23 protein-coding genes are annotated in these 21849 nt (G+C 69.1%); 13 read left to right on the top strand and 10 right to left on the bottom strand.

Going from position 1 to position 21849, the window contains the following annotated elements; translation table 11 throughout:
* Positions 1 to 40: 40 nt before the first annotated feature.
* Together AORI_RS57120 and AORI_RS57115 are read right to left on the bottom strand one after the other, a co-directional pair.
* On the bottom strand, positions 41 to 1810 hold the full coding sequence (locus AORI_RS57120) for a hypothetical protein (RefSeq protein WP_016333580.1): 1770 nt from the start codon (positions 1808 to 1810) through the stop codon (positions 41 to 43).
* A 220-nt stretch (positions 1811 to 2030) separates the two neighbouring features.
* Positions 2031 to 2999: a GlxA family transcriptional regulator gene (locus tag AORI_RS57115; RefSeq protein WP_016333579.1), complete on the bottom strand. Its 969-nt coding sequence runs from the start codon at positions 2997 to 2999 to the stop codon at positions 2031 to 2033.
* Between the two features lie 72 nt (positions 3000 to 3071).
* Here AORI_RS57115 and AORI_RS57110 point away from each other — a divergent pair, with 72 nt between their 5' ends.
* Both AORI_RS57110 and AORI_RS57105 read left to right on the top strand, forming a co-directional pair.
* Positions 3072 to 3875 (top strand): dienelactone hydrolase family protein, encoded by an 804-nt coding sequence (locus tag AORI_RS57110; RefSeq protein ID WP_016333578.1) that lies wholly within the window; start codon positions 3072 to 3074, stop codon positions 3873 to 3875.
* A gap of 13 nt (positions 3876 to 3888) precedes the next feature.
* Positions 3889 to 4380, top strand: a complete 492-nt coding sequence (locus AORI_RS57105) for a GNAT family N-acetyltransferase (protein ID WP_016333577.1) — start codon at positions 3889 to 3891, stop codon at positions 4378 to 4380.
* On the opposite strand, the gene AORI_RS57100 is transcribed toward AORI_RS57105, so the two are convergent.
* On the bottom strand, positions 4377 to 5156 hold the full coding sequence (locus AORI_RS57100; RefSeq protein ID WP_016333576.1) for an endonuclease I family protein: 780 nt from the start codon (positions 5154 to 5156) through the stop codon (positions 4377 to 4379). The genes AORI_RS57105 and AORI_RS57100 overlap by 4 nt on opposite strands.
* A gap of 177 nt (positions 5157 to 5333) precedes the next feature.
* Between AORI_RS57100 and AORI_RS57095 the strand changes: the two genes are divergently transcribed.
* The 6 genes from AORI_RS57095 (at position 5334) to AORI_RS57070 (ending at position 10736) form a co-directional block, all read left to right on the top strand.
* Positions 5334 to 5771 (top strand): PPOX class F420-dependent oxidoreductase, encoded by a 438-nt coding sequence (locus AORI_RS57095; RefSeq protein WP_016333575.1) that lies wholly within the window; start codon positions 5334 to 5336, stop codon positions 5769 to 5771.
* 75 nt (positions 5772 to 5846) lie between these two features.
* On the top strand, positions 5847 to 6272 hold the full coding sequence (locus AORI_RS57090; protein ID WP_228688361.1) for a hypothetical protein: 426 nt from the start codon (positions 5847 to 5849) through the stop codon (positions 6270 to 6272).
* 103 nt (positions 6273 to 6375) lie between these two features.
* On the top strand, positions 6376 to 6933 hold the full coding sequence (locus AORI_RS57085) for a Chromate resistance protein ChrB (RefSeq protein ID WP_016333573.1): 558 nt from the start codon (positions 6376 to 6378) through the stop codon (positions 6931 to 6933).
* A complete protein-coding gene (locus AORI_RS57080; protein ID WP_016333572.1) occupies positions 6930 to 7352 on the top strand; it encodes a DUF1232 domain-containing protein in 423 nt (140 codons plus the stop codon). Before AORI_RS57085 ends, AORI_RS57080 begins: the two co-directional genes overlap by 4 nt.
* Positions 7353 to 7466: 114 nt before the next feature.
* A complete protein-coding gene (locus AORI_RS57075) occupies positions 7467 to 9776 on the top strand; it encodes a PQQ-dependent sugar dehydrogenase (protein ID WP_016333571.1) in 2310 nt (769 codons plus the stop codon).
* A gap of 378 nt (positions 9777 to 10154) precedes the next feature.
* Positions 10155 to 10736, top strand: a complete 582-nt coding sequence (locus tag AORI_RS57070; protein WP_016333570.1) for a hypothetical protein — start codon at positions 10155 to 10157, stop codon at positions 10734 to 10736.
* A 2-nt stretch (positions 10737 to 10738) separates the two neighbouring features.
* Here AORI_RS57070 and AORI_RS57065 read toward each other — a convergent pair whose 3' ends face one another.
* The 3 genes from AORI_RS57065 to AORI_RS57055 form a co-directional block, all read right to left on the bottom strand.
* Positions 10739 to 11173, bottom strand: coding sequence for a VOC family protein (locus AORI_RS57065; RefSeq protein ID WP_016333569.1), 435 nt, complete (start codon positions 11171 to 11173; stop codon positions 10739 to 10741).
* On the bottom strand, positions 11173 to 12159 hold the full coding sequence (locus AORI_RS57060) for an aldo/keto reductase (protein ID WP_016333568.1): 987 nt from the start codon (positions 12157 to 12159) through the stop codon (positions 11173 to 11175). The genes AORI_RS57065 and AORI_RS57060 overlap by 1 nt, the downstream gene beginning before the upstream one ends.
* A gap of 63 nt (positions 12160 to 12222) precedes the next feature.
* On the bottom strand, positions 12223 to 12771 hold the full coding sequence (locus AORI_RS57055; protein WP_016333567.1) for a cysteine hydrolase family protein: 549 nt from the start codon (positions 12769 to 12771) through the stop codon (positions 12223 to 12225).
* A 61-nt stretch (positions 12772 to 12832) separates the two neighbouring features.
* Between AORI_RS57055 and AORI_RS57050 the strand changes: the two genes are divergently transcribed.
* On the top strand, positions 12833 to 14674 hold the full coding sequence (locus AORI_RS57050) for a glycoside hydrolase family 5 protein (RefSeq protein ID WP_228688360.1): 1842 nt from the start codon (positions 12833 to 12835) through the stop codon (positions 14672 to 14674).
* A gap of 6 nt (positions 14675 to 14680) precedes the next feature.
* Here AORI_RS57050 and AORI_RS57045 read toward each other — a convergent pair whose 3' ends face one another.
* Together AORI_RS57045 and AORI_RS57040 are read right to left on the bottom strand one after the other, a co-directional pair.
* Positions 14681 to 15103 (bottom strand): VOC family protein, encoded by a 423-nt coding sequence (locus tag AORI_RS57045; RefSeq protein WP_043848775.1) that lies wholly within the window; start codon positions 15101 to 15103, stop codon positions 14681 to 14683.
* Positions 15104 to 15108: 5 nt separating this feature from the next.
* The gene (locus AORI_RS57040) at positions 15109 to 15657 is read right to left on the bottom strand and encodes a PadR family transcriptional regulator (RefSeq protein ID WP_016333564.1); all 549 of its coding nucleotides are present in this window, start codon (positions 15655 to 15657) and stop codon (positions 15109 to 15111) included.
* A gap of 124 nt (positions 15658 to 15781) precedes the next feature.
* On the opposite strand from AORI_RS57040, the gene AORI_RS57035 reads away from it, so the two are divergent.
* Positions 15782 to 16165, top strand: coding sequence for a nuclear transport factor 2 family protein (locus tag AORI_RS57035; protein WP_016333563.1), 384 nt, complete (start codon positions 15782 to 15784; stop codon positions 16163 to 16165).
* Positions 16166 to 16327: 162 nt separating this feature from the next.
* Here AORI_RS57035 and AORI_RS57030 read toward each other — a convergent pair whose 3' ends face one another.
* Positions 16328 to 17005 carry a DNA alkylation repair protein gene (locus AORI_RS57030; RefSeq protein ID WP_016333562.1) on the bottom strand — a complete coding sequence of 226 codons (678 nt, stop codon included), beginning with the start codon at positions 17003 to 17005 and terminating at the stop codon, positions 16328 to 16330.
* A gap of 350 nt (positions 17006 to 17355) precedes the next feature.
* Here AORI_RS57030 and AORI_RS57025 point away from each other — a divergent pair, with 350 nt between their 5' ends.
* The 3 genes from AORI_RS57025 to AORI_RS57015 all read left to right on the top strand — a co-directional run bounded on the left by AORI_RS57025 (position 17356) and on the right by AORI_RS57015 (position 21370).
* A complete protein-coding gene (locus AORI_RS57025; RefSeq protein WP_016333561.1) occupies positions 17356 to 19533 on the top strand; it encodes an ATP-binding protein in 2178 nt (725 codons plus the stop codon).
* 162 nt (positions 19534 to 19695) lie between these two features.
* Positions 19696 to 20097: an STAS domain-containing protein gene (locus AORI_RS57020; RefSeq protein ID WP_016333560.1), complete on the top strand. Its 402-nt coding sequence runs from the start codon at positions 19696 to 19698 to the stop codon at positions 20095 to 20097.
* 22 nt (positions 20098 to 20119) lie between these two features.
* Positions 20120 to 21370 carry a PucR family transcriptional regulator gene (locus AORI_RS57015; protein ID WP_016333559.1) on the top strand — a complete coding sequence of 417 codons (1251 nt, stop codon included), beginning with the start codon at positions 20120 to 20122 and terminating at the stop codon, positions 21368 to 21370.
* A 4-nt stretch (positions 21371 to 21374) separates the two neighbouring features.
* On the opposite strand, the gene AORI_RS57010 is transcribed toward AORI_RS57015, so the two are convergent.
* On the bottom strand, positions 21375 to 21773 hold the full coding sequence (locus AORI_RS57010) for an STAS domain-containing protein (protein ID WP_016333558.1): 399 nt from the start codon (positions 21771 to 21773) through the stop codon (positions 21375 to 21377).
* Positions 21774 to 21849 lie beyond the last annotated feature (76 nt).

The following is a 21849-nucleotide window of genomic DNA, read 5'->3' as shown; positions in this document are numbered from 1 at the left end:
AGTCGTGAGTGGCGTTTCGGGTTAGAACCCGAAACGCCACTCACGACCCGGGTGTCTGCCCCGGACGCAGAACGTCACCGCAGGACCGCAGATGCGCGACCGCGTTGACCGCGACGACCTTCTCCGTCTCGGTGGTGACGTACCGCCGCGCCTCGGCGAGCAGCGCGGGATCCCGCACGAGATCCTTGCGCACCCAGACCCCGACGTCACCGAACGCCGCAGGCCCACGCGGGCTGCGATAAAGCACCTCGTACTCCTGCTCGAACCGCGGGTCCTGCGCGAAACCAAGCGTGGTGTCCCACGTGCCGATGAGCGAAATCAGCTCGGGCCTGGCCTCGTCGAAGACGTAGCGGCGCTCTCCGGCGAAATCGGCGGTGCGGAGGAAGTCGGCGATGACGCGGTCGGCGAGGCCGGCGAGGTCGATCACCTGGAGCCTGCTGACCAGTGCCATACCGCCGAGGTCGATCACGCCGATCTTCGCGGAATCGGGCAGCCGCAACAGATCCGCCACGCCGTTGGTCACCCTGGCGTCGCGCTCGACGACGCTGCAGAACGGCGTTTTCGGTGTGTCACGGTAGTTCTTGCCCTGCGTGTAGAAGCCGTTGACCGACGACGCCGCCGCGATGACGAGCGTGATCGCCAGCAGGACGCGGCCGCGGATTCGGGCCCGGCGCAGGGTTTCGACGATCACGATCGTGCCGCCGAGGGTGCCGAGCGCCCAGATCGGGGTGGCGAACCGGAGCTGCCCCATCCAGTCGGCCTGCAGGACACAGAAGGCGATCACCGACAAGGCGAACGGGACCAGCAGCGCGACCATCGCGGCGCGGAGCTTGGACGGCTTCTGCATCACCAACGCGAGGCAGACGACCGCCACCGCGACCAGCAACCAGCCCGCGTACTGGAGGACCGTGCCGGCTTTGGCGATGTCGCCGATGGTCGGGAGCGGTTGTGCCTTGGCGACCGCGGTGTTGGGCAGCAGGCGCCCGTACTCGATCCAGCGGAAGAGCAGGTAACCGCCGAAGGGGACAGCGAACCCGGCCGCCGACAGCAGTACCGCGCGGATGGCGGTGGGCACACCGCCGCGGCGGGTGAACAGCGCGACCACGATCGGGAACGCGGCCGCGTAGATGACCCCGTCCGGACGGCTCAGCCCGGCGAGGGCGGCGAGCGCTCCGGCGGGCACGGCGATCTTCGCGGTCAGGAGCGTGCCGGAGTCGACGCCGCACAGGATGACCACGGCGAGCGCGGTGGCCGTGAGCGCGTAGACGGAGTTCTCCAGGCCGGAGAAACACCAGATGACGAACGAGGGGTTGGCCGCGAGCGCCGCGCCGGCGATCAGCGTGACCAGGGCGGGCCGCGAGGTCACGCGCTTCGCCGCGACGTACACCAGCACCAGGATGGCCGCGCAGCAAAGCAGCGCGAGCCCCTTGGGGAACAGGACGTAGTCGGGGATGCCGAAGATCGTGCCGCTGTCGAACAGGCCGAGCAGTTTGCCGAGTGCCAGCAGCACCATCCAGACCGGGTTCGAGAAGCCCTCGACCGGTTCCACTCCCGGCTGCAGCACCGGCCCGAAACCGTCGGCGAGGTTCCGGGAGTACGCAAAAGTGATCGCCGCGTCGTCGATCATCCAGTTTCCGTAGAAACTCGCGTGGACGGCGATCAACACCGTGCCGACGACGACCGCGGCGAACGCTCCCGCGAACGACAGGAAACTCCGGCGTGAGGACGCCGCACCGCCGGGTCTCCGCCGGTTTCCGTCGTGGCCGGGCTCCGCCACCGTCGGCGGGCCGGCCAATTTCACACTGTTCACCCGAAGTACCCCCAATTGTCCCGGTTCGATAATTCGGCGGCAGCACGCCGATTACCCGAGAAACCCCATCGTTACTCAACAGATGATCCGGCCGGCAGAATCCGCACCCGAAGATCATCACCCCGGACGGGAATACTACAGCACGGAAAAACGATCTTCGATTCCGGAAGACGGAACTCGTGAATTCATTTCGGTCGGACGGCGACGGATAATGGGAAAATCACCGAACCACGTCACGCCGGAAGGTGGCGCGGTAGTCCCTGGGCCGCCGTCCCGTGTGCTTCGCGAAAAGAGCGGCGAACGTCCCCGGGTCCCGGTAGCCGACGGCGGCACCGATCCCGGCGACCGTACGGTCCGTCGTCTCCAGGAGGTGGCGGGCGCGCCGGACCCGGGAGGAATGCAGGTATTCGAGCGGGCTCTGCCCGGCTTCCTCCGCGAAGCGCCGCAACATCGTCCGGGTGCTGACGTTGAACCGGTCGGCCAGGGCGGCGAGGTCGTATCGGACGGCCAGGTTCTGGTCGAGCCAGCGCATGACCGGGCGGGCGAACCCGCTGCCCGGCCTCGGAAGCAGCCGCGCGTCGACGTAAGGCGTCTGCGAGGACCGCGCGTCGTCGACCAGCGCCACCCGTGCCGTCGTCCGCGCCACCCCGTCGCCGCTGTGTTCCCGGATCAGTCCGAGCGCGAAGTCGTACATGGCACTGAAGGCCGCCGTCGTCGTGACTCCCCTGTCGGTGACGACGAGATGTTCAGGCTGGACCAGGGCCTCAGGACGACGTCGAGCCAGCTCGTCCGCGAAGAGCCACGAGGTGGTGGCGCGGCGATGATCGAGCAGTCCGGCCTCGGCGAGCAAGAACGCGCCGACACAGATGGAGACGACGACGTTGCCTTCGGCAGCGTGAGAGCGGATCGCCTCGATCTCCCTCGCGAGGTTCGCCAACTTCGCGCCGATGTCCTGGCCAGGCGTGTACTCGAATCCCGGCACGACGAGGACGTCGACCTCGCGCAGCGGCGAGACGGTCAACGTGACACCGCCCGACGCGACGACCCGGCGGCGGGGCGAGACGACGGAGACCTCGTACCCGGCCTGGTCCGGCCCGGCGACGTATGTGGCCATGGTGAGCAGGTCGGGAACGCCGAAGACTTCGGACGCGAAGCAGCCCGGGTACGCCAGGACACCGACTCGCAACACGTGGCGAGATTACCCCGATATCCGGCGATCCGGCCCATTCCGCCGGCGGCCGCGCCGGCCGAGGCTGCTGCCATGCGCGAACATTCCGACGATGCGATCGCCGATTTCTCCCACCGCTCATTGGAGGTGGACGGCGTGACGAAGACGGTTCACGTCGCGGGTTCCGGCCCCGGCGTGGTGCTGATGCCGGAAATGCCCGGCATCAGTCCCGACGTCCTCCGGTTCGCGCGGTGGGTGCGCGACGCCGGGTTCACCGTCTACGTCCCCTCGCTCTTCGGGGTCGACGGTGCCTATCCCACCGCCGAGGCAGGTGAGGAAGTGGTCCGCCGCGCCTGTGTCAGCGCCGAATTCCGGGCGTTCGCCGGTGGCGGCACCAGCCCGGTCACACGGTGGCTGCGAGGGCTCGCCCGGATCGCCCACGCGGAATGCGGCGGGCCCGGGGTCGGCGCGATCGGTCTGTGCTTCACCGGCAACTTCGCGCTGACGATGGCACTCGAACCCGCCGTGATCGCCCCCGTGGTCAACCACCCGTCACTGCCGCTGGACGACCCGGGCGGCCTCGAATTCGGCGACGAGGACGCGGCCGCGCTGCGGGACCGGATCTCGCGCGACGGCCTGAAGGTGCTCGCCTACCGCTTCGAGGGCGACCGCTGGTGCACCGGACAGCGGTTCGCCGCTTACCAGGCGTTACTCGGCGATGCCTTCGACGGTCGGGTCCTGCCGGACACCGCCGCGAACACCGATCCGCCACCGTTCTTCCGTGACGTGGTCGGCACTCCGCACAGCGTCGTGACCGCCCACCTCGTCGACGCCGAAGGCCATCCGACGCTGCGGGCCAGGGACGAGATCATCGCGTTCCTCACCGAGCGCCTGTAGAAAGGAGAGCGACATGCGCCGAGCCGACGTCTCCGACCACAGTGCGATCGTCGACCGTGTCCAGCGGTGGTGGGGCGACTCGCGCACTCCCGCCGAGGCCCGCGAACTCTCCCTGCTGCTGCCCAAGCTGTTCCTCCAGTTCTTCTCCAGTACGAGCCTGGTCCTGGAGGACGAAACCGGTATCAGGGCATTCCTCGTCGGCTTCCACGCCCCCGACAACGACACCGAGGCCTACATCCACTTCGTCGGCGTGGACCCGGAACTCCGCGGGCAGGGGACGGCGCGCCGGCTGTACACGACTTTCTTCCAGCGCGCCGCCGAGGCGGGCCGCACGGAAGTCCGCGCGATCACCTCCCCGGCGAACACCGGATCCATCGCCTTCCACCGCGCCATGGGGTTCACGCTCGAAACCGGCGACCGGACGATCGACGGTCTTCCCGTGCACGGCGACTACGACGGCCCCGGCCAGGACCGGGTGTGCTTCTTCCGGAAGATCACGCCCTAGCCGTAGATGGAGGCGGCCCATTCCGGGTGGTCGATGAACGGGTTGCGGTTGTGCTGGAACTGGTCGTAGATGACCTGGTTCCGGCGCTGCTCGGTGGCGTCGGGCGGGTCCTGGGTGTTCCAGGTCAGCAGCACCGAGAGCCTGCCGATGTTGGGTTTGGAGCCGTTGTCGACGGCGTCGTTGGGTTCGAGATCGGGGAAACCGTCGGTGCCGTCGTAGCGGACGGCCATGTACAGGATCATGCGCGCCACGTCGCCCTTGACCGCGTCCCGCGGCTCGAATGAGTCGTCATCGGTCAGGCTTCCTGGCGCCTCCTCGACCGGAGAGCCACCGGCGTCGAAATCCTTGTTCCCCCGGGTGCTGTTGACCGACGCGTCCTCCGCGCGCAGGTGGTGCAGGTCGGTCCCCGGCCCGACGGCCGTGCCGAAGTCACCGTGCGACTTGGCCCAGACGTGTTCCCGGTTCCAGTCGTCGACTCCCCCGCCGTTGGCGGTCTTCGCCTGCGAACGACCGCTGTAGAGCAGCACGACGTTCGCCTTGTTCGCCGGATCCTCGTCGGTGGCCCTGATCCCGTCCCACACCTGTTCGTAGGTCAGTTTGGTGTTGGTACCGATGATCTTGTGCAACGCGGCCTTGAGCTCGGGGCCGGTCTTGCCCAGTGCGTCCTGGTAGTAGTCGTCACCGGACACCGGCCCTGCGAGCGCCGGTGGCGCGAACGCGAGCCCCGCCGCGGCGCCGAGCGCGAGGACGAACGGGATACGGCGGGCTGGCTGCATGCACAGTTCCTCTCCCCAGAGGCGCCGGCACGGATCGTCGTCCGCTCGACCACGACCCGGCAACGCACTAGTCATCTAGTTGGAAAAATACTGTCATGCGTGTCAATAGCCAACGGTGACATCCGCGGCCGGTCACGCGACAATCGTCGTCCCGATCCTGACTCACTGGAGGGCCGCGTGGCCGAGTTGAGCGAGCAGATCCGCGACTGGATCGTGGCACCGAACTTCTGGCATCTGGCCACGGTGAACCTGGACGGTTCCCCGCAGGTCTCCCCCATGTGGATCGACGTCGAAGGTGACTTCATCGTGTTCAACACCGCCATCGGGCGGGTGAAGGAGGAGAATCTGCGCCGCGATCCCCGTGTGTCGTTGTCGTGCCTGGACACGACCGATCCCTACGACCGCGTGGTGATCCACGGCCGGGCCGTCGAGTTCGTCGAAGGCGACGAGGCGGATCGCTGCATGGACCGGCTGGCGAAGAAATACGTCGGCACCGACCGGTTCGAATGGCGGATTCCCGGGGAGCGACGGGTGAAGGTTCTCGTCGAGCCGACCCGTGTCCGTCATGTCGTCGGCGTCGAGCCTTTCCGGCGTGGGCGCCTCGGCCCCGGCTGAGGTGAGTCCTTTGTGGATACTTGCCGGATACCAAGGCGACGCAACCGAATGACCCACCCACTACGTCCTCGCCACATGAGATGGATCGCAGTGTGCCTCCTCCTGGTCCTGGCGGGATGCGGCGCGGGCGCGGGTCAGGCGAGGCTGGAGGCCTTCGTCGAACTCGGCTCGACCCCTCTCCCGGCGGGCCCGAAGTCCGCGGAACTGGGAACGCCCGACGGCCAGGAGTTCCAGCGCGCCCTGGAACGCGCCATAACCTCGAACCGGGACGAGGTCCGTGCCGCCTTGTCGTTCGCACCGACGGCCGATCGGCGCGCTTTCGCCTTCGTCATGCCCGGTTGTGCCGAGGACGGCGCCGAACTGACCATCGAGCGCGACACGCTGACCGCGAAGCTCACCGGCGACGAGAACGTCAACTGCGCTACGGCGAACTACTTCCTCACCGTCTTTTCCGTCGACCGCGACTCGCTCCCGGCGGCACCGACGTTGATGCCACGCTGACTACGCGACAGGATCATCCTCGAGATCCTCGCCGACGGGGTGGACGTGTTCCTGCGCGCCTACCGCTGACGTCGCGGCGATGTTACGGGCGTAACATAGCCTTGTGACCGATGAATCCCGCGAACAGGGCTGGCTGGTGATCAGCGTGTCCACCGCCGGCGGCCCAGACTCGCTGCGGGTTCAGGTCTGGCGCAAACTCCGCTCCCTCGGCGCGCTCTACCTGCAGCAATCGGTGTGCCTGCTGCCCGCGCGGGCGGAAGTGGTGCGCGAGATCCGTCGTCTGCTCGACCGGGTCCGGCACCAGGGCGGGACGGCGCGTGCACTCCCGATGGCGTTCACCGACCCGGCCGAGGAGCGGGCGGTGATCGCCGAACTGAACGAGGCCCGCGACGCCGAGTACGCCGAAGTCCTCGAGCGGCTGCCCGAGCTCCGGCGGGAACTCGCGGACGAGCAGGCCCGCGGCAACGCCACCTACGCGGAAGTCGAAGAGTCCGAAGCCGACCTGCACCGGTTTCGTAGTTGGCTGGCCAAGATCGCCGCCCGCGACTATTTCGCCGCGCCGCTCGGCAAGGAGGCTCGCGACGCCGTCGAGCTGGCCGCGGCCGAACTCGCCGCCTTCGAGGAAGCCGCCCTGCGCGCGGAAGCGCCCGAGCCGCGATGACCGGGTCGTTCTGGTGGGATCTGCTGCTCGGCCTCGCGGGCGCGCTGCTCCTGGCCTGGCTCGTGCTCGTCTTGGCGCTCGTGCTCGCCCGGCCCCGTGGCGGGCTGCTCCGGGAAGCACTGCGGCTGCTGCCCGACGTGCTGCGGCTCATCCGCCGCCTGGCCGGAGACAAGACGCTGCCCCGCGGGGTCCGGATCAGGCTCGCGTTACTGCTGGCCTACCTCGCCCTGCCCCTCGATCTCGTCCCCGATTTCATCCCCGTCCTGGGTTATGCCGACGACGCCATCATCGTCGTCCTCGTCCTGCGTGGCGTCGTCCGCCGCGCCGGGCCCGCCACCGTCCGCGCGCACTGGCCCGGTACCGACGACGGTTTCGACGCACTCGCCCGGCTGACCGGTTTTCCCACCGCCACAACCTGATCCCGTTTAGCGAGTTGTGCGCATTTCTGTCAGAGGCGTAACAACTTTCGGCCTTCCCACGGCATACCGGAGAGCTGTCTTGTTCTGTCCGGTCCCCGCCGCAGGAGGATTCGCGTGCTGAATTCCCGTCGTTTCCCGTTCCCCCGAAGATCACGGCGCGCGCTGGCGGTGGGCGTCGTCGGCCCGCTCGTCGGCGCGCTGGCGGTCGGGCTCGTCACCGTGGCACCCGCCGAAGCCGCCGTGCCCACCGGTTTCACCGACACGGTGGCGATCGGCGGGCTCAGCTCGCCGACCGCCACCGCTTTCGCGCCGGACGGCCGGGTGTTCGTCGCCGAGAAGAGCGGCCTGGTCAAGGTCTTCGACTCGCTCGCCGATCCGACGGCGACGGTGTTCGCCGACCTCCGGACGCAGACACAGGACTTCTGGGACCGCGGCCTGCTCGGGCTCGCCGTCGACCCCGCCTTCCCCGCCAGGCCGTACGTCTACGTCTCGTACACCCTCGACGCGGAACCCGGCGGCACCGCGCCGCGCTGGGGTGACACCTGCCCGACCCCGCCGGGCGCCACCGACAAGGGTTGCGTCGTGACCGGCCGCGTCTCCCAGTTGACCATGGGTTCAGCAGGCACGGCCGTGAGCGAGAAACCGCTGGTCACGGGCTGGTGCCAGCAGTTCCCCAGTCACTCGGTCGGCGCACTCGCCTTCGGTCCGGACGGCGCCCTGTACGCGGGTGGCGGCGACGGCGCCAGCTTCACCTTCGCCGACTACGGCCAGGCCGGGAACCCCTGCGCCGACCCGCCCTCCCCCGCCGGGACGAACCTCGCGCCGCCGACGGCCGAAGGCGGCGCACTGCGTTCGCAGTCGCCGCGACGCGCCGCCGGGCAACCGGTCCTGCTCAACGGCACGGTGCTGCGCATCGACCCGGACACCGGCGAAGGCGTCCCTGGCAACCCCTTTGCGAACAGTGCCGACGCCAACGCCCGGCGCGTGATCGCCTACGGCGCGCGGAACCAGTTCCGGTTCGGCTTCCGGCCGGGCACCGGCGAGCTCTGGGCGGGCGACGTCGGCTGGGACACCTGGGAGGAGATCAACCGCATCGCCGACGTCGGTGACGCCGTCGCCGAGAACTTCGGCTGGCCCTGTTACGAAGGCAGCGCGAGGCAGGCCGGTTACGACGGCGCGAACCTCGACCGGCGCGAATCCCTGTATTCCTCCGGCGGGCACTCCGCGCCGTACTACGCCTACAACCACCGCGCCAAGGTGGTCGCGAGCGATCCGTGCCCCACGGGCGGCTCCTCGATCAGCGGTATCGCGTTCGAATCCGGCAGCAACTATCCCGCCGAGTATTCCGGCGCGCTGTTCTTCTCCGACTCGTCCCGCGGCTGCATCTGGGCCATGCAGACCGTGAACGGCCAGCCGGACGCGAGCCGTCTCGTGCCCTTCGTGACCGGTGTCAACATCCCGGTGCAGGTGCTCACCGGACCGGGCGGCGACCTGTTCTACGTCGCGCTCGGCAGTGGCGAACTCCGTCGTGTCAGCCACCCCGGCGGCACCAACCGGCCGCCCACCGCGGTGGCCACGGCGACCCCGTCGAGCGGACCGGCGCCGCTGACGGTGCGCTTCGACGGCACCGCGTCCACCGACCCGGACGCCGGCGACACCCTGTCCTACGCCTGGGACCTCGACGCCGACGGCGCGTACGACGACTCGTCGGCCGCCGACCCCACCTGGACCTACACCGCGGCCGCCGCCGTCGACGCCGGGCTGCGGGTGACGGACTCCCACGGCGCGAGCGCGACCACGACGGTGCGCGTGACCGTCGGGAACCCGGAGGGCCTCGACCCGGTGCCGGTCATCGACAGCCCGGCGGCCTCGCTGACCTGGTCGGTCGGCCAGACCGTGTCCTTCTCCGGCCGCGCGGTCGACGCCCAGGACGGGCAACTCCCGGCGTCGGCGTTGTCGTGGCGGCTCGCGATCCGGCACTGCGCGACCAACGGCACCTGCCATACGCACAACGTCCAGGACTTCCCCGGCGTCGCGTCCGGCTCGTTCGTCGCGCCGGACCACGACTACCCGTCGTACCTGCAGCTGACCCTCACCGCGACCGACTCGACCGGCCGGACCGGCAGCAAGACCGTCGACCTCCAGCCGAAGACGGTGTCGCTGAACTTCGCCTCCAACCCCAGCCAGGCGACGCTCACCGTCGGCGGCACGCAGCAGCGCACGCCGTTCTCCCGGACGGTGATCGCGGGATCCACCAACTCGATCAGCGCGGACAGCCCGCAGAAGCTGCCCCCGCTCAACCTGAAGTACGCCTTCACCGGCTGGACGCACGGCGGCGCGCGGACGCAGAACATCGTCGCGCCTGGTACGTCCACGACCTATCAGGCGAACTATCGGCTGTGCTGGTTGTTGAACCCCTGCTGAGCGGTCGTGAGTGGGTCGTGAGTGGCGTTTCGGGTTCTAACCCGAAACGCCACTCACGACCACCGTGAGGTTCACACACACGTAGCCGAGCCGTCCGCGTGGACACGCGTGTCGTCCGTCTGATCACACGTGTCGGCCATCCAGTCACGCGACACCGCCACCCGCGCCTCAACGGTGGGGCCGAAGGCTCCTTTCGTCGCATCAGACTCGGCGAAGGGAGCCTTCGGCCCACCACCGCCCGGCACTCGCCGAAACCGTCCATAATGGAGCACCCCAGCAAGCTTTCGTGAAGCCGTAAGATCCCCGAAAGGATCGGAACCCCCACCGGAGAGGCCCCGTCGGATCGCGCATCCAGATCCCGCACGGAAGGTGACTCCGATGACCTATCCAGGCCTGCCCGAGCAGCAGAACCCCCGCCCCGCGACCGTCAAGCCCGGTGTCGCCGTCGGGATCCTGATCGCGGTGATCGCACTGGTCGCCTTCTGCATCACCGGTTTCGCCGCGCCCGGTTTCCTGCTCAGCAAGGGACCCGGGCTCTCGTTGCCCGTCCCCACTTCCAGCCCGACGACGACCTCCTCGCCCACGAGCACCACGGAAAGCCCGACCAGCACCAGGGTCAGCCGTCCGAGGATCACCCCCACCAGGAACCCGGCCACGCCGCCGGAGCAGGGCGTTCAGGTGGTCGTGGACTTCCTCGCCAAGATCGCCGGGAGCGACAAACCGGGGGCGATCGCGTTGGCCTGCGACGCGCAGAAGAGGTTCATGGACGACAAGATCGATTCCCTGATCCCGCTCGGGTCACGTGTTCAGGTGACCTCGGTCAACGGGACGTCCAGGTTCGTCCTCGCCGACGTCGCCGGAGTCGCCAAAGGACGATCGGCGAAGGGCATCGTGATCTCGGACCGCAAGGCGGACGGCGGTTTCTGCATCACGACGTTCAGCATTCGCACCGCCGCCTGAGGTCAGTCGAGGCAGAACTCGTTGCCCTCGATGTCCTGCATCACGATGCACGACTCGTTCTCCTCGTCGGCGAGCAGGACACGCTGCTGCGACGCTCCGAGTGCCGTCAAACGGTCGGATTCGGCCTGGAGCGCGGCGAGGCGCTCGTCACCGACGAGACCGGTCCCCGCCCGCACGCAGAGATGCACCCGGTTCTTGACGACCTTGCCTTCGGGAACGCGCTGGAAGTACAGCCGCGGGCCCACGCCGGTGGGGTCGCTGCAGACGAAGGAGGCGTCCTGCTTCTCGGGCGGCAATGTGCGGTTGTAGTCGTCCCAGGTGTCGAACCCCTCCGGCGGCGAGGGCACGACGTAGCCCAGGATCTCGCACCAGAATCGGGCGAGACGCTCGGGTTTCGCGCAGTCGAACGTGACCTGTACCTGTTTGACCGAGACCATCAGACCACCCTAATCGCTGCCGGACGGATCAAGCCCGCGGCCTGCAGATCGGCCCAGACCTGTGCGGGCACCTTCACGTCGAAGGATTCCAAGTTGCTTCGTGCCTCTTCGGCGGTCCGCATCCCGACCGCGATGCCGGCGACGGCCGGATGCTGGAGCGGGAAGGCCATGGCCGCCTGGGGAAGCGTCACGCCGTGCGCTTCGCACACGTCGGCGATCCGGTTCGCCCGCTCCACGACTTCCGGTGTGGCGGCGGTGTAGTCGAAGTACGCGCCCTCGGCCGGCCGCGGCACGGCGAGCAGCCCGGAGTTGAAGATCGACGCCGCGATCACCGAGACACCGCGTTCCTCGCACGCCGGCAGGAAGGTGTCGAGCGCGCTGTGGTCGAGCAGGGTGTGACGGCCGGACTGCATGACCACGTCGACATCGGTCTCCCTGACCAAAGTGGTCAGCATGGCCGTGTCGTACATACCGGCGCCGATCGCGCCGACGACCCCTTCCGACCGCAGCTCCGCGAGGGCCGGATAGCCGTCGCGCAGCGCGTCTTCGAAGTACTCCTCGGCGTCGTGGAGATACAGCACGTCGATCCGGTCCAGGCCCATCCGCTCCAGCGAATCCTCGACGCTGCGCCGGATCCCGTCACGGGTGAAGTCGCGGACCCGGCGGTGCGCGGCGGGGACGTGGAAGCCCGCCGGGTCCAGCTTCCCGTCCGGGTCCTGGGGAACCAGCAGACGGCCGACCTTCGTCGACAGGACGTAGGAATCACGCGGCCGCGAGCGCAGGAACTCGCCGATGCGGCGCTCGGAATGCCCGATCCCATAATGCGGTGACGTGTCGAAGTACCGGATCCCGCCGTCCCAGGCCGCGGCCAGCGCCCCCGCCGCGGTGTCGTCGTCCAAGGGCGCGAACAAGCCCCCGAGCGGTCCACCCCCGAAACCCAGCCTCGTCACCTCGACATCGGTACGCCCGAGTCGCTTCGTCTCCATCCGTGGCCCCCTCGATCAGCTCGCCGATCACCGTGCCACATCCAGGCCCTTCGCTCGCGCGATTTATTCGCCGGGCCAGTCCGCGCACGTCACGACCCCGAACCCGCGGCTCGGGAAGACCGCGTCCACGAAGAAGTCGTGCATCGCCTGATCGCCGTCGGCACAACCGTCGCGCAACACGGTCACGTGATAGCCGCGATCCGCCGCGTCGTACGCCGTCGCGGCCACCATCGCGCTGGTCGCGACCCCGGCGATCGCCACGGTGTCGACGCCGCGGGCACGGAGCACCAGATCGAGATCGGTGCCGGCGAACGCGCTGGCTCGGCGTTTCAGCACGACCACGTCCTCGTCGGCGACCGGCAGATCGATCTCGGTCCCGGCCGAGCCCTCGTGGAAGGTGTCCCCCGCTTCGTGGAACGACTTGAACAAGGCGTTCCCGGCGGGCAGGTCGGCCCCGTTGCCGCGGAGTGCGAAGTGGACGAACACGACGAGCGCCCCGGCCGCCCGGGCCCGCGGCAGCAGACTCTTGATCGGCGGCAGGACTGTTCCGGTGAACGGGTAATTGCCCGTGATGCCTCGTTGCAGGTCACCGATGATCAACGCGGTGGTCATGCGGGCAAGCTACCCGATCGTCCGTATACAACCGGCCACGCGAATGGCTAGCCTCCGGCGGGTGAGGATCAAGAGTGTGCTGCTCGCCGTCCTGGTGACCGCCGGAATCGTGATTCCCCCGCCCGCCGTCGCCGCGGCGGATCCGTCGGGCTGGGTGGCGCCGCTCAGCACGCGCGGCCGCTACATCGTCGACGCGGCGGGCGACCGGTTCAAGCTGAAGGCCGCCAACTGGCACGGCGCGAGCGGAACCTGGACCGGTTCGGGCGACGTGAACGATCCGGCCGCGCACCACGCCGGCGAGATCGCCTACCAGACCCCGCTCGGGCTGGAGCGAGCGTCGATCGACACCGTCATCGACGGGCTCGCGGAGCTGGGCCTGAACAGTGTCCGGCTGCCCTTCTCCAACGCGATGATCCACGACACCAGGCCGGTTCCCGAACTCCCGGCGAATCCGGAACTGCGCGGCCTGACCCCGTTGCAGGTCTACGATCGCGTCGTCGCGAGGCTGACCGCACGCGGGTTCGCGGTGATCCTCAACAACCACACCACGACCTCCCGCTGGTGTTGCGGTCTCGACGGCAACGAGCGCTGGAACACCGCGCAGACCGAGCAGCGCTGGCAGGACGACTGGCTGTTCATGGCCCGCCGCTACGCCGCGAACAAGCGCGTCGTCGGCGCCGACCTGTACAACGAGGTCCGCCGTGACGTCTTCGACGATCCCAACTGGGGCTGGGGAAACGGCACGGACTGGCAACGCGCGAGCCAGCGGGTGGCCGACCGCATCCAGACCGAGGCCAATCCCGATCTGCTGCTCATCGTCGAGGGCATCAACTGGACCGGCGTGCCCGTCGACGGCCTTCCCCACGGCAGGCCGACACTGGAGCCGGCTCGCACGCTCTCGCATACTCTCGTGGACTCCGGAAAACTGGTCTACGCCGCGCATTTCTACGGCTACACCGGTCCGAACCATTCCGGGGCGACCGGCACCGGCGAGACCCACGACCCGCGCTACCGTGACCTCTCACCCCAGCAGTTACGCGATGTCCTTCACCGGCAAGCGTTCTTCGTCTCGGCGGAGACCGGCAAGCACTACACCGCGCCGCTCTGGATCAGCGAGTTCGGCGAAGGCCGTCACACCACCGACGCGGCGAGCCGCGCCTGGTTCGAGAACTTCGTCGGCTACCTCGCCGAGACCGACACGGACTTCGCCTACTGGCCCGCGGTCGGTTTCCACGAAGGCGGCACGGGCAACGGGTGGTCGTTGCTCTCGTGGGACACCGGCGGCGGGCGCGTCGACGTGCTCGACGGTACGGACTGGCGCGGCCCGGCGTGGCGACGGCTGGTGGACGCGCCGTCCCGCTCCGGCCGGATCCCGGACGCCGAGCGGTGGTCGATGCTGAACCTCGACTACGCCGATTTCCAGGCCTCGCGCGGTGTTCGCGCCATGGCGGACTGGAATCCGGGCGCCCGCAAGGGTGCCTGCCCCGACGGCCAGCGCCTCAGCGGCCTCGCCCACACCGGGAACCGGGGCCTGTGCACCGGAACGCTCGCCGCGCCGACGGGCTACGCCGTGGTCCGCGACGAGTCCTATGTGGACACCGATTGGGCGTCCGGCTACACCAAGGTGCAATGCCCGCCCGGGCACGCCGCCGTCGGCTACAGCGTCACCGGTGCGGCGTTCTCCGCCCTCCTGTGCGGCCGGTCCGCCACCCCGCTGGGCCGCACCGGACGGACGGTCTGGTTCGACCGCGGCGACAACCGGCCGTCCGGGAACCCCGGCGGCGACTTCGCCTCGGGCCACTACAAGGGGCAATGCGCTCCGGGCGAATACGTCGCCGGTGTCGCGTACACCGGCCGCGTCGGCTCGAATCGCACTCCGGACGCGTTGCTCTGCCGTGCCTGAGCGCGTTCAGGCGACGAAGACACAGAACGGATGCCCCGCCGGATCCGCGTAGACGCGCAGCGGTTCTTCGGGATCGTCGCTGCGGTCGTACCGGAGCCGCCCGCCGAGTTCGAGGACGCGGGCATGCTGTTCGTCGAGTTCTTCGACCGAATCCACGGTCAGGTCCAGGTGCAACTGCTGGGGCACGGGTTCCGGATCCGGCCAGCTCGCCTCTTCCAGCCGATCGACCTGCTGGAAGGCGAGTTGCGCCCCGCCGTCCGGGTTCCGCAGCACCAGCCAGTCCTTGTCCTCGGCGCCGGGCGGGGGCGCTTCGTCACCCGGGCGGTAGTCCCAGACCAGCAGCCGCCGGTAGAACTCCGCCAGCGCGCGGACGTCGGTGCCGTCCAGCACCACCTGACGGAACTTCGGACCCCTTTTCCGCTCAACCAAGCCGTTCACCTCTGTTCGAGCACCGCGAGAACCTGCTCGCACCAGCGAATGTTCTCCTGTTCGAACATGATCCCACGGGCCAGGGTCAGATACGGCCCGACGCGGGGCGCGGTGGCGAGGAACTCAGCCTCGGCGGAGTCGCCGAGCAGCCGCTCCCGAAGGCGCTCGAATCGTTTGAGCTTCGTTTCGGCGACGGCCATCCTGTCCGCGACGGCGCGCCGGATCTCCTCGTCGTCGCCCGCTTCGACCGCCTGGACCTGCACCAGCAGCTCGTCGCGGATCGCGGTCGGCTTCGGCGCCCGCGTGGTGAAGTCGGCGAGTTCGGCCGCGCCGGCGTCGGTCAAGGAGAAGAGCCGTTTGTTGGGGCGCCGTTCCTGCTCGACCACCCGGGCCGCCACCAGGCCCTGCGATTCCATCTTGTCGAGCTCGCGGTAGAGCTGCTGCGGTGTCGCGGTCCAGAAGTTGGCGACCGACGCGTTGAAGCTCTTCGCCAGGTCGTAGCCCGAGGACTCGCCGTCCAGGAGCGTCGCGAGGATCGCGTTCCGCAGCGCCATGGCGCGATGATAAGCACCGCGCGAACTAGTCGTAAAGTTGACTAGACACTTTGTTGGACAGCGGAGCGGTGATCACCTACGCTCGGCGGCATCTACTCAACAAATTGACTATGAGGAGATCGCCATGCCCACGTTCCGTGAAGCAGTCGAAGCGAAGGACGCCGCCGCGATCGAGGCGTTGCTCGCCGACGACGTGGTCTTCACCAGCCCGGTGGCGTTCAAGCCCTACCAGGGGAAGGCGATCACGGCGGCGATCCTGCGCGGGGTCCTGCGGGTGTCCGAGGACTTCCGCTACGTGCGCGAGATCCAGGACGGCGCGCACCACGTGTACGAGTTCGAAGCGACCGTCGACGGACTCCAGATCAACGGCTGCGACCTGCTGACGTTCGACGCCGACGGCAAGATCGCCGACTTCAAGGTGATGGTCCGGCCGTTGCGGGCGGCCGAGGCGCTCGCGGGGCGCATGGGTGCCCAGTTCGAAGCCATCAAGGCGGACGCGCTCGGCTGAACGGGCCGGTACGCGTGACCAGCCGGACGGCGCGTGTGATCAGACGGACGCCACGCGTGACTGGAGGGACGGCACGCGTGGCGTCCGTCTGATCACGAGTGGCGTCCGTCTGCGGCACACCGGAACTGGATTAGCCCCAGCGGCGGTGTAACGAAAGCCACGTCATCGGGGGCCGGGGTCCTGCCGCCGCACCATCTCCGCGATCCAGACGGGCGCGAACGGCGACGTGCAGTTCGGCGGGGTGGGATAGTCCTTGAGCACTTCCAGCCGCTCGCCGATACCGATCGCCCTGGCCCGGTGCTCCGCGTGCTCGATGCCGATCTGCGCCAGGCAATGGTTCATCGCCCACTGCAGCCGATCCGGCGCGGTCTTCATCTTCGCCTCGATGACGTCGAGCAGCCCGCCGAGGTCGAGGCCCTCGGGCTTCTTCGCCACGCGTTCGGTGGTCAGCGCCCAGCCCGCGCTCGAGACGACTGGGTCCGGATCGGCGAACCACGCCAGGCGCAGCTCTTCGGCGTGCGGATTCTTCTTGACCACGTAGTTCACGAGCCAGTCGTGCACCTTCGGGGTGCGGGCCTCGCGCACCATGCGGTCCAGATCGTCGCGCCCGAACGCCTTGGGGCGGCAGATGAGGAGCGCGAGCAGTTTCGCGGCGGTGTCGTCCGTCGCCCAGAGTTCCAGCGCGAGGTCCTGCTGGGTTTTCAGCCGTTTGGCGAGCGCACGCAGCTTGCCGAGGTTCACCCCGTGGTCGTCGCCGTGCTTCTCGTTCACCTGGCGTGCGCGCGGATCCTCGAGCGCGGCCAGTTCGGCCAGCACCTCGGCCGTCGTCGTCCCGGTCACCCGTCCAGCCTACGAGGCGTGCCGGGTGGAGGAGCCGCTCGGCCCCTCCACCCGGCCGACCACTACCCGCGTCGTGCCAGGTCGTCGGCGTGTTCACGCAGGAGGGCGGCAACCCGCGGCCTGCCTTCGTTGTCGAGAGCATCGGCGAAATCCGGCAAGGCGCAGATGTCCGCATCGGACATTCCCGCGACTTGCTGCCCTCCTTCTGAAACGCCATGAGATCCGGCCTAGATCTTCGCCCTCCGACCACGCCAGGGACCTCGGCGATCCAGCTTCGGATCGCGGCGGACAGCAGCCGAAGCATCATCGTCCACACGGCCATACTGATCCTCCGACGAGGATGGGTGCCGATGAACGAGAGAGCCACGTTCGGAGCGGAGTTGCGCCGCCGCCGCAAAGCGGCGGGCCTTTCGCTCACCGAACTCGCCGCCCGCACTCACTACAGCAAGGGTTACCTCAGTAAAGTCGAGACCGGCCTTTCCGCGCCGAACCCGGCACTCGCCGCGTTGTGCGAAACGGAACTCGGCGCGGAAGGAGAACTGAAACCGCTGCTGCCCGGCGAACCCGTGCGGCGCCGGACACGGCCGGACGTCAGACCGTCCGGCCTGCCACCGGCCACCGCCTCCTTCACCGGGCGGACGGCCGAACTGCGCGCGATCCGCGCGGCGCTCGAAGCCGACGGGGGCGTCTGCGTCGTGTCCGGTATGGGCGGTGTCGGCAAAACGGAACTGGCGGTGCGGTGCGCGCACCGGCTGGAATCCGGCTTCGCCGACGGTTGCCTGTTCGTCGACCTGCGCGACGAAGCAGGCGAACCCGCGGCGGTGCACGACAGGCTGCTGCGCGTGCTCGGTGTGCCGGCGGACCGGATCCCGGCCGAACCGGCCGATCGCGCGGCGCTGTACCGGTCCCGGCTTCGCGGCCGCAGCCTGCTGCTGGTGCTCGACAACGCGGTCAGCGCGGCGCAGGTGCGTCCGCTGCTTCCCGCCGAACCGAAATGCCGCGTGCTGATCACCTCCAGGTCCAGGCTGAGCGCGCTCGACGACGCCACGCACGTCTCCTTGGACATGCTCCCGCTCGACGCGGCGGTGGATCTCTTCACCACGGTCACCGGTGTTCCCGCCGGGCCCGCGGTCACCAGGGTGGTCCGGCGTTGCGCCCGGCTCCCCCTCGCGATCCGGATCGCGGCGGCGCGGCTTCGCGCGCATGCCGCGTGGGACGTCGCGGAACTCGACCGGCGCCTCGCGGACGAATCGGCCCGCCTCGGCGAGCTGGACGACGGCGAACGTTCGCTCGCCGCCGCGTTCCGGCTGTCGGTTCAGCAGTTGAGCGCCGCCGAGTCGCGACTTTTCGGGCTGCTCACCGTCCACCCCGGAACCGACATCGACGTCCATACCGCGAGCGCGTTGAGCGCGCTTCCGTTCCGGGAGGCCGATCGGCTGCTGGACCGTTTGCACGAAGCCCATCTGCTCACCCAGCCGGACTCCGACCGTTACGGATTCCATGACCTGTTGCGCGCGTTCGCCACCGAATTCGTGCTCACCGACGCGGAGGACGGGATGAAAGCCTTCAGCAGGCTCGCCGATTTCGCGGTGCGGACCGCCGCTCGAGCCGACCAAGAGCTCACCCCGCACCGCTACGTCCCGGAGATCGTCTTCGATCCCGGCGTGCCGGAACCGGCCAGGCTGGACGACGGCGAGATGGCGATGTCCTGGTTTCGCGCCGAATGGCCCGGTCTGGTGGCCCTGTGCCGGAGGGCGGGTGAACGCGGCGAGCACGAGAGATGCTGGCAGCTCGCCTTCTTCCTGCGCGATTTCTTCTTCGTGGCCAAACTCTGGGACCCCTGGCTGGAAACGCATCGATGGGCGCGGTCGTCCGCCGAAGCGCTCGGGGACACGTGGGCGCTGGCCACCACCACCGCCAACCTCGGGGTCGCACACGTCGATCGCGGCGACCTGGACGAAGCTTCGGCGTGCTACGGCGAGGCGCTCGCGCTGTTCCGGCGGATCGGCGACGGGCACGGGGAGACCACCACCCTCGCGCACAACGGCTGGGCCGAGCATTACCGGGGCCACCACGACGACGCCTTGCGGAATCTCCGGCAGGCACACGCGTCCTACGTCCGTGACGGCAATCGCCGCAACGCCGCGATCACCGAGCGCGGGATCGCACTGGTGCTGACCGCGCTGGGGCGGTCCGAAGAGGCCGCCGCCATCGCCACCCGGACCCTGGCCGTCTTCGACGAACTGGGGCTGGACCTCGACGCCGCAATGGCGCTCAATTGCCTGGGCTGGGCCTGGTATCACGCCGGGCGGCAGGACCTGGCCGCCTCGGCCTATCGTGCCGCCGCGGACCGGGCGGAGGCCTGTGGAAGCCGGTACGAAACCGCGCGCGCCTACACCGGCCTCGGCAACGTCGCGGCCGCTGAAGGCTCCGCCGAACTGGCGGCCGGCCTGTGGGATCGCGCCGACGAGAACCATCCCGGCCTCGATCAGGTCATGGTCGGCGAAGCCCGGGTGCGGAGGGCGTGACAGCCGAGGCCGGAGGTGTCCTGAATCGCTCAACCGGCGTAACGGGGCGCGAGGCTGCTACGGTTGGCCTGTCGCGGTTCAGACACCAGCCGCCGGAACCCTTTTTTCGGGTCCGGCATGCCCATGGGCAGCAGCCGGCCCCCATACCGGCAAGGAGTCAACTTGACCGACTACCGCGCTCCCGCTTCCGATCCGCCCCGTTCGACACGAAGGTTCGTGTCCCCTCTCGACATCTCGATCACGGCTTCCGCGATCGACACGGTGGTCACCGTTTCCGGTGAAATCGATCTCAGCGTGTCCGACGACCTGCGCAAGGCGTTCGACGAGGAGCTTCGCTTCAAGCCCGGGGTCCTGATCGCCGACCTGTCCGCGGTCACTTTCTGTGATTCGTCCGGTTTCACCGTGTTCGTGCAGACCCGCGCGAACGCGGAAGAAGCCGGCGTTCCGTTCATCCTGGTCACCCAGGAGCGGGCCTTGCTGCGCCCGATGTCGCTGCTCGGCCTCGACGCGGTCCTCACCGTGCACCCGACCCTCGATTCGGCACGGGACGTGCTCACCCGCTGACCAGCTGTCATGATGGGCGGTTGTGACGGATGACAAGGATCCCGGCTTCCGTATCGGCGGCCGTCCGCTGGCGGAGCGGCTGACCGAAGTCCTGCCTTCGCTCGCGAAGACGGTGCTCTCCGAGATCGTCCTCCGGATCCCGGAGTACGGCCTGCTGCCCGCCGAGGAACTCAGCGGCGACATCACGCACGTGATCGAGCAGAACCTGCGTTCCTTCATCGACACTCTGCGCACCGGGGCCACGCCGACGCGGCGGGAGCTCGACTTCCTCCGCGAATCGGCGGCCCGGCGTGCGGAGGAGGGCATCCCGATCGACGTCGTGCTCACCGCGTACCACATCGGCATCCAGGTGGTCTGGGCGTCGCTGACGCCGGACGCGCGGCCGGACGAGGTCGCCGACGTCCTGGCCGTCAACGCGCTCACCCTGCGCTATCTGGAGGTGGTCACGCCCGCGGTCGGCGCCGGTTACCTCGACGAACGCCGGACGATGTTCGACGACGAGCGGTCGGCACGGCACACGGTGCTCTCCGCGCTGCTCGACGGTGAGCCCGCGGAAGTCGCGGCGGGACAGGCGGGCCTGCGGCTGCCGCCGTGCTACATCGTCCTCGCGGCGTCGGTCGGGGCTCATCCGGACGAGGAGGTCGACGGGGTCGACCCGCTGGTCGCCGGACGCCGCAAGCTCCGGCGGCTGCGGGTCGAGCTGGAGCGCCAGATCCGGGGCACCGTCCTGACGTCGCTCACGCCGGACGGCGGGCTCGCCTTGCTACCGCACGAAACCGCGGTCGACGAACTGTCCACAAGGGACTGGGCGCGGCTGGAACGGGTCCTCGCCGACGTCGCCCGGACGGCGGGCGCCGAAGTCATCGCCGGGACCGCCGCGGCCGAGCCGTCCGGTGTGCCCGCCGCGGCGAGGGTCGCGCAGGACGTGCTCGCGGTCGCCATCGGATCCGGGCGGCCACCCGGGCTGTACCGGCTCGACGACGTCCTGCTCGAATACCAGCTTTCGCGCCCGGGCCCCGCGCTCGACCGGCTGGCCACCCGGCTGACGCCGCTGGACGGCAACGAGGAGCTCCTGCAGACGTTGAAGACCTTCCTCGACCGGGGAGGCCGCCGTCAGACCGCCGCGGCCCTGCACGTGCACCCCAACACGGTCGACTACCGGCTGCGCCGGATCGCCGACCTCACCGGGCTGGACCCCACCCGGCTCGAACACATCGCCCTGCTGAACGCGGCCCTTTCGGCTCGCGCCGCCACCCGGTCCAAGCCCTTGTGACGCGTCACAGCACGTGGAGGTTGCCGCTCGGGCAAAGACCGAGCAGGCGGCAGGCGGACCGGCATTCACCCGCGAAGATGAACAGGTCCGTCCCCGTTTCGTCGGCGAGCAGCTGCGCCCGTTCGAGCGCCCGGATACCCGACACCCCGAAGAACTCGAGCTCGGACAGGTTGACGATCACCGTGGTGCCGCTGCCGTGCAGCCGCTGATCGAGCATCTCCCAGAGGCGAGGCGCGGTCCCGAGGTCGACCTGTCCGTTCATCTTGACGACGGTGGTCCCTCTGGTCGGCCTGCTCACGTGCAGCCGCAGGCGTACCCGCTGTTCCTCGAGCGCCCGCCGTTCGGAGGCCGCTGAGAAGGCGCGCTTCTTGTCAAGCGCGCGGGGCGTTGACAGGGAAGTCATACGTGAGAGGTACCCAGGCACGCGGACCGGCGAAACGGCGTCCGCTTGAAGCCCGCGGAAAGCGGGTATCACCAGC

The organism is Amycolatopsis keratiniphila (assembly GCF_000400635.2).
Lineage (GTDB): Bacteria > Actinomycetota > Actinomycetes > Mycobacteriales > Pseudonocardiaceae > Amycolatopsis > Amycolatopsis keratiniphila.
This window is presented reverse-complemented; position numbering and strand designations above follow the sequence as displayed.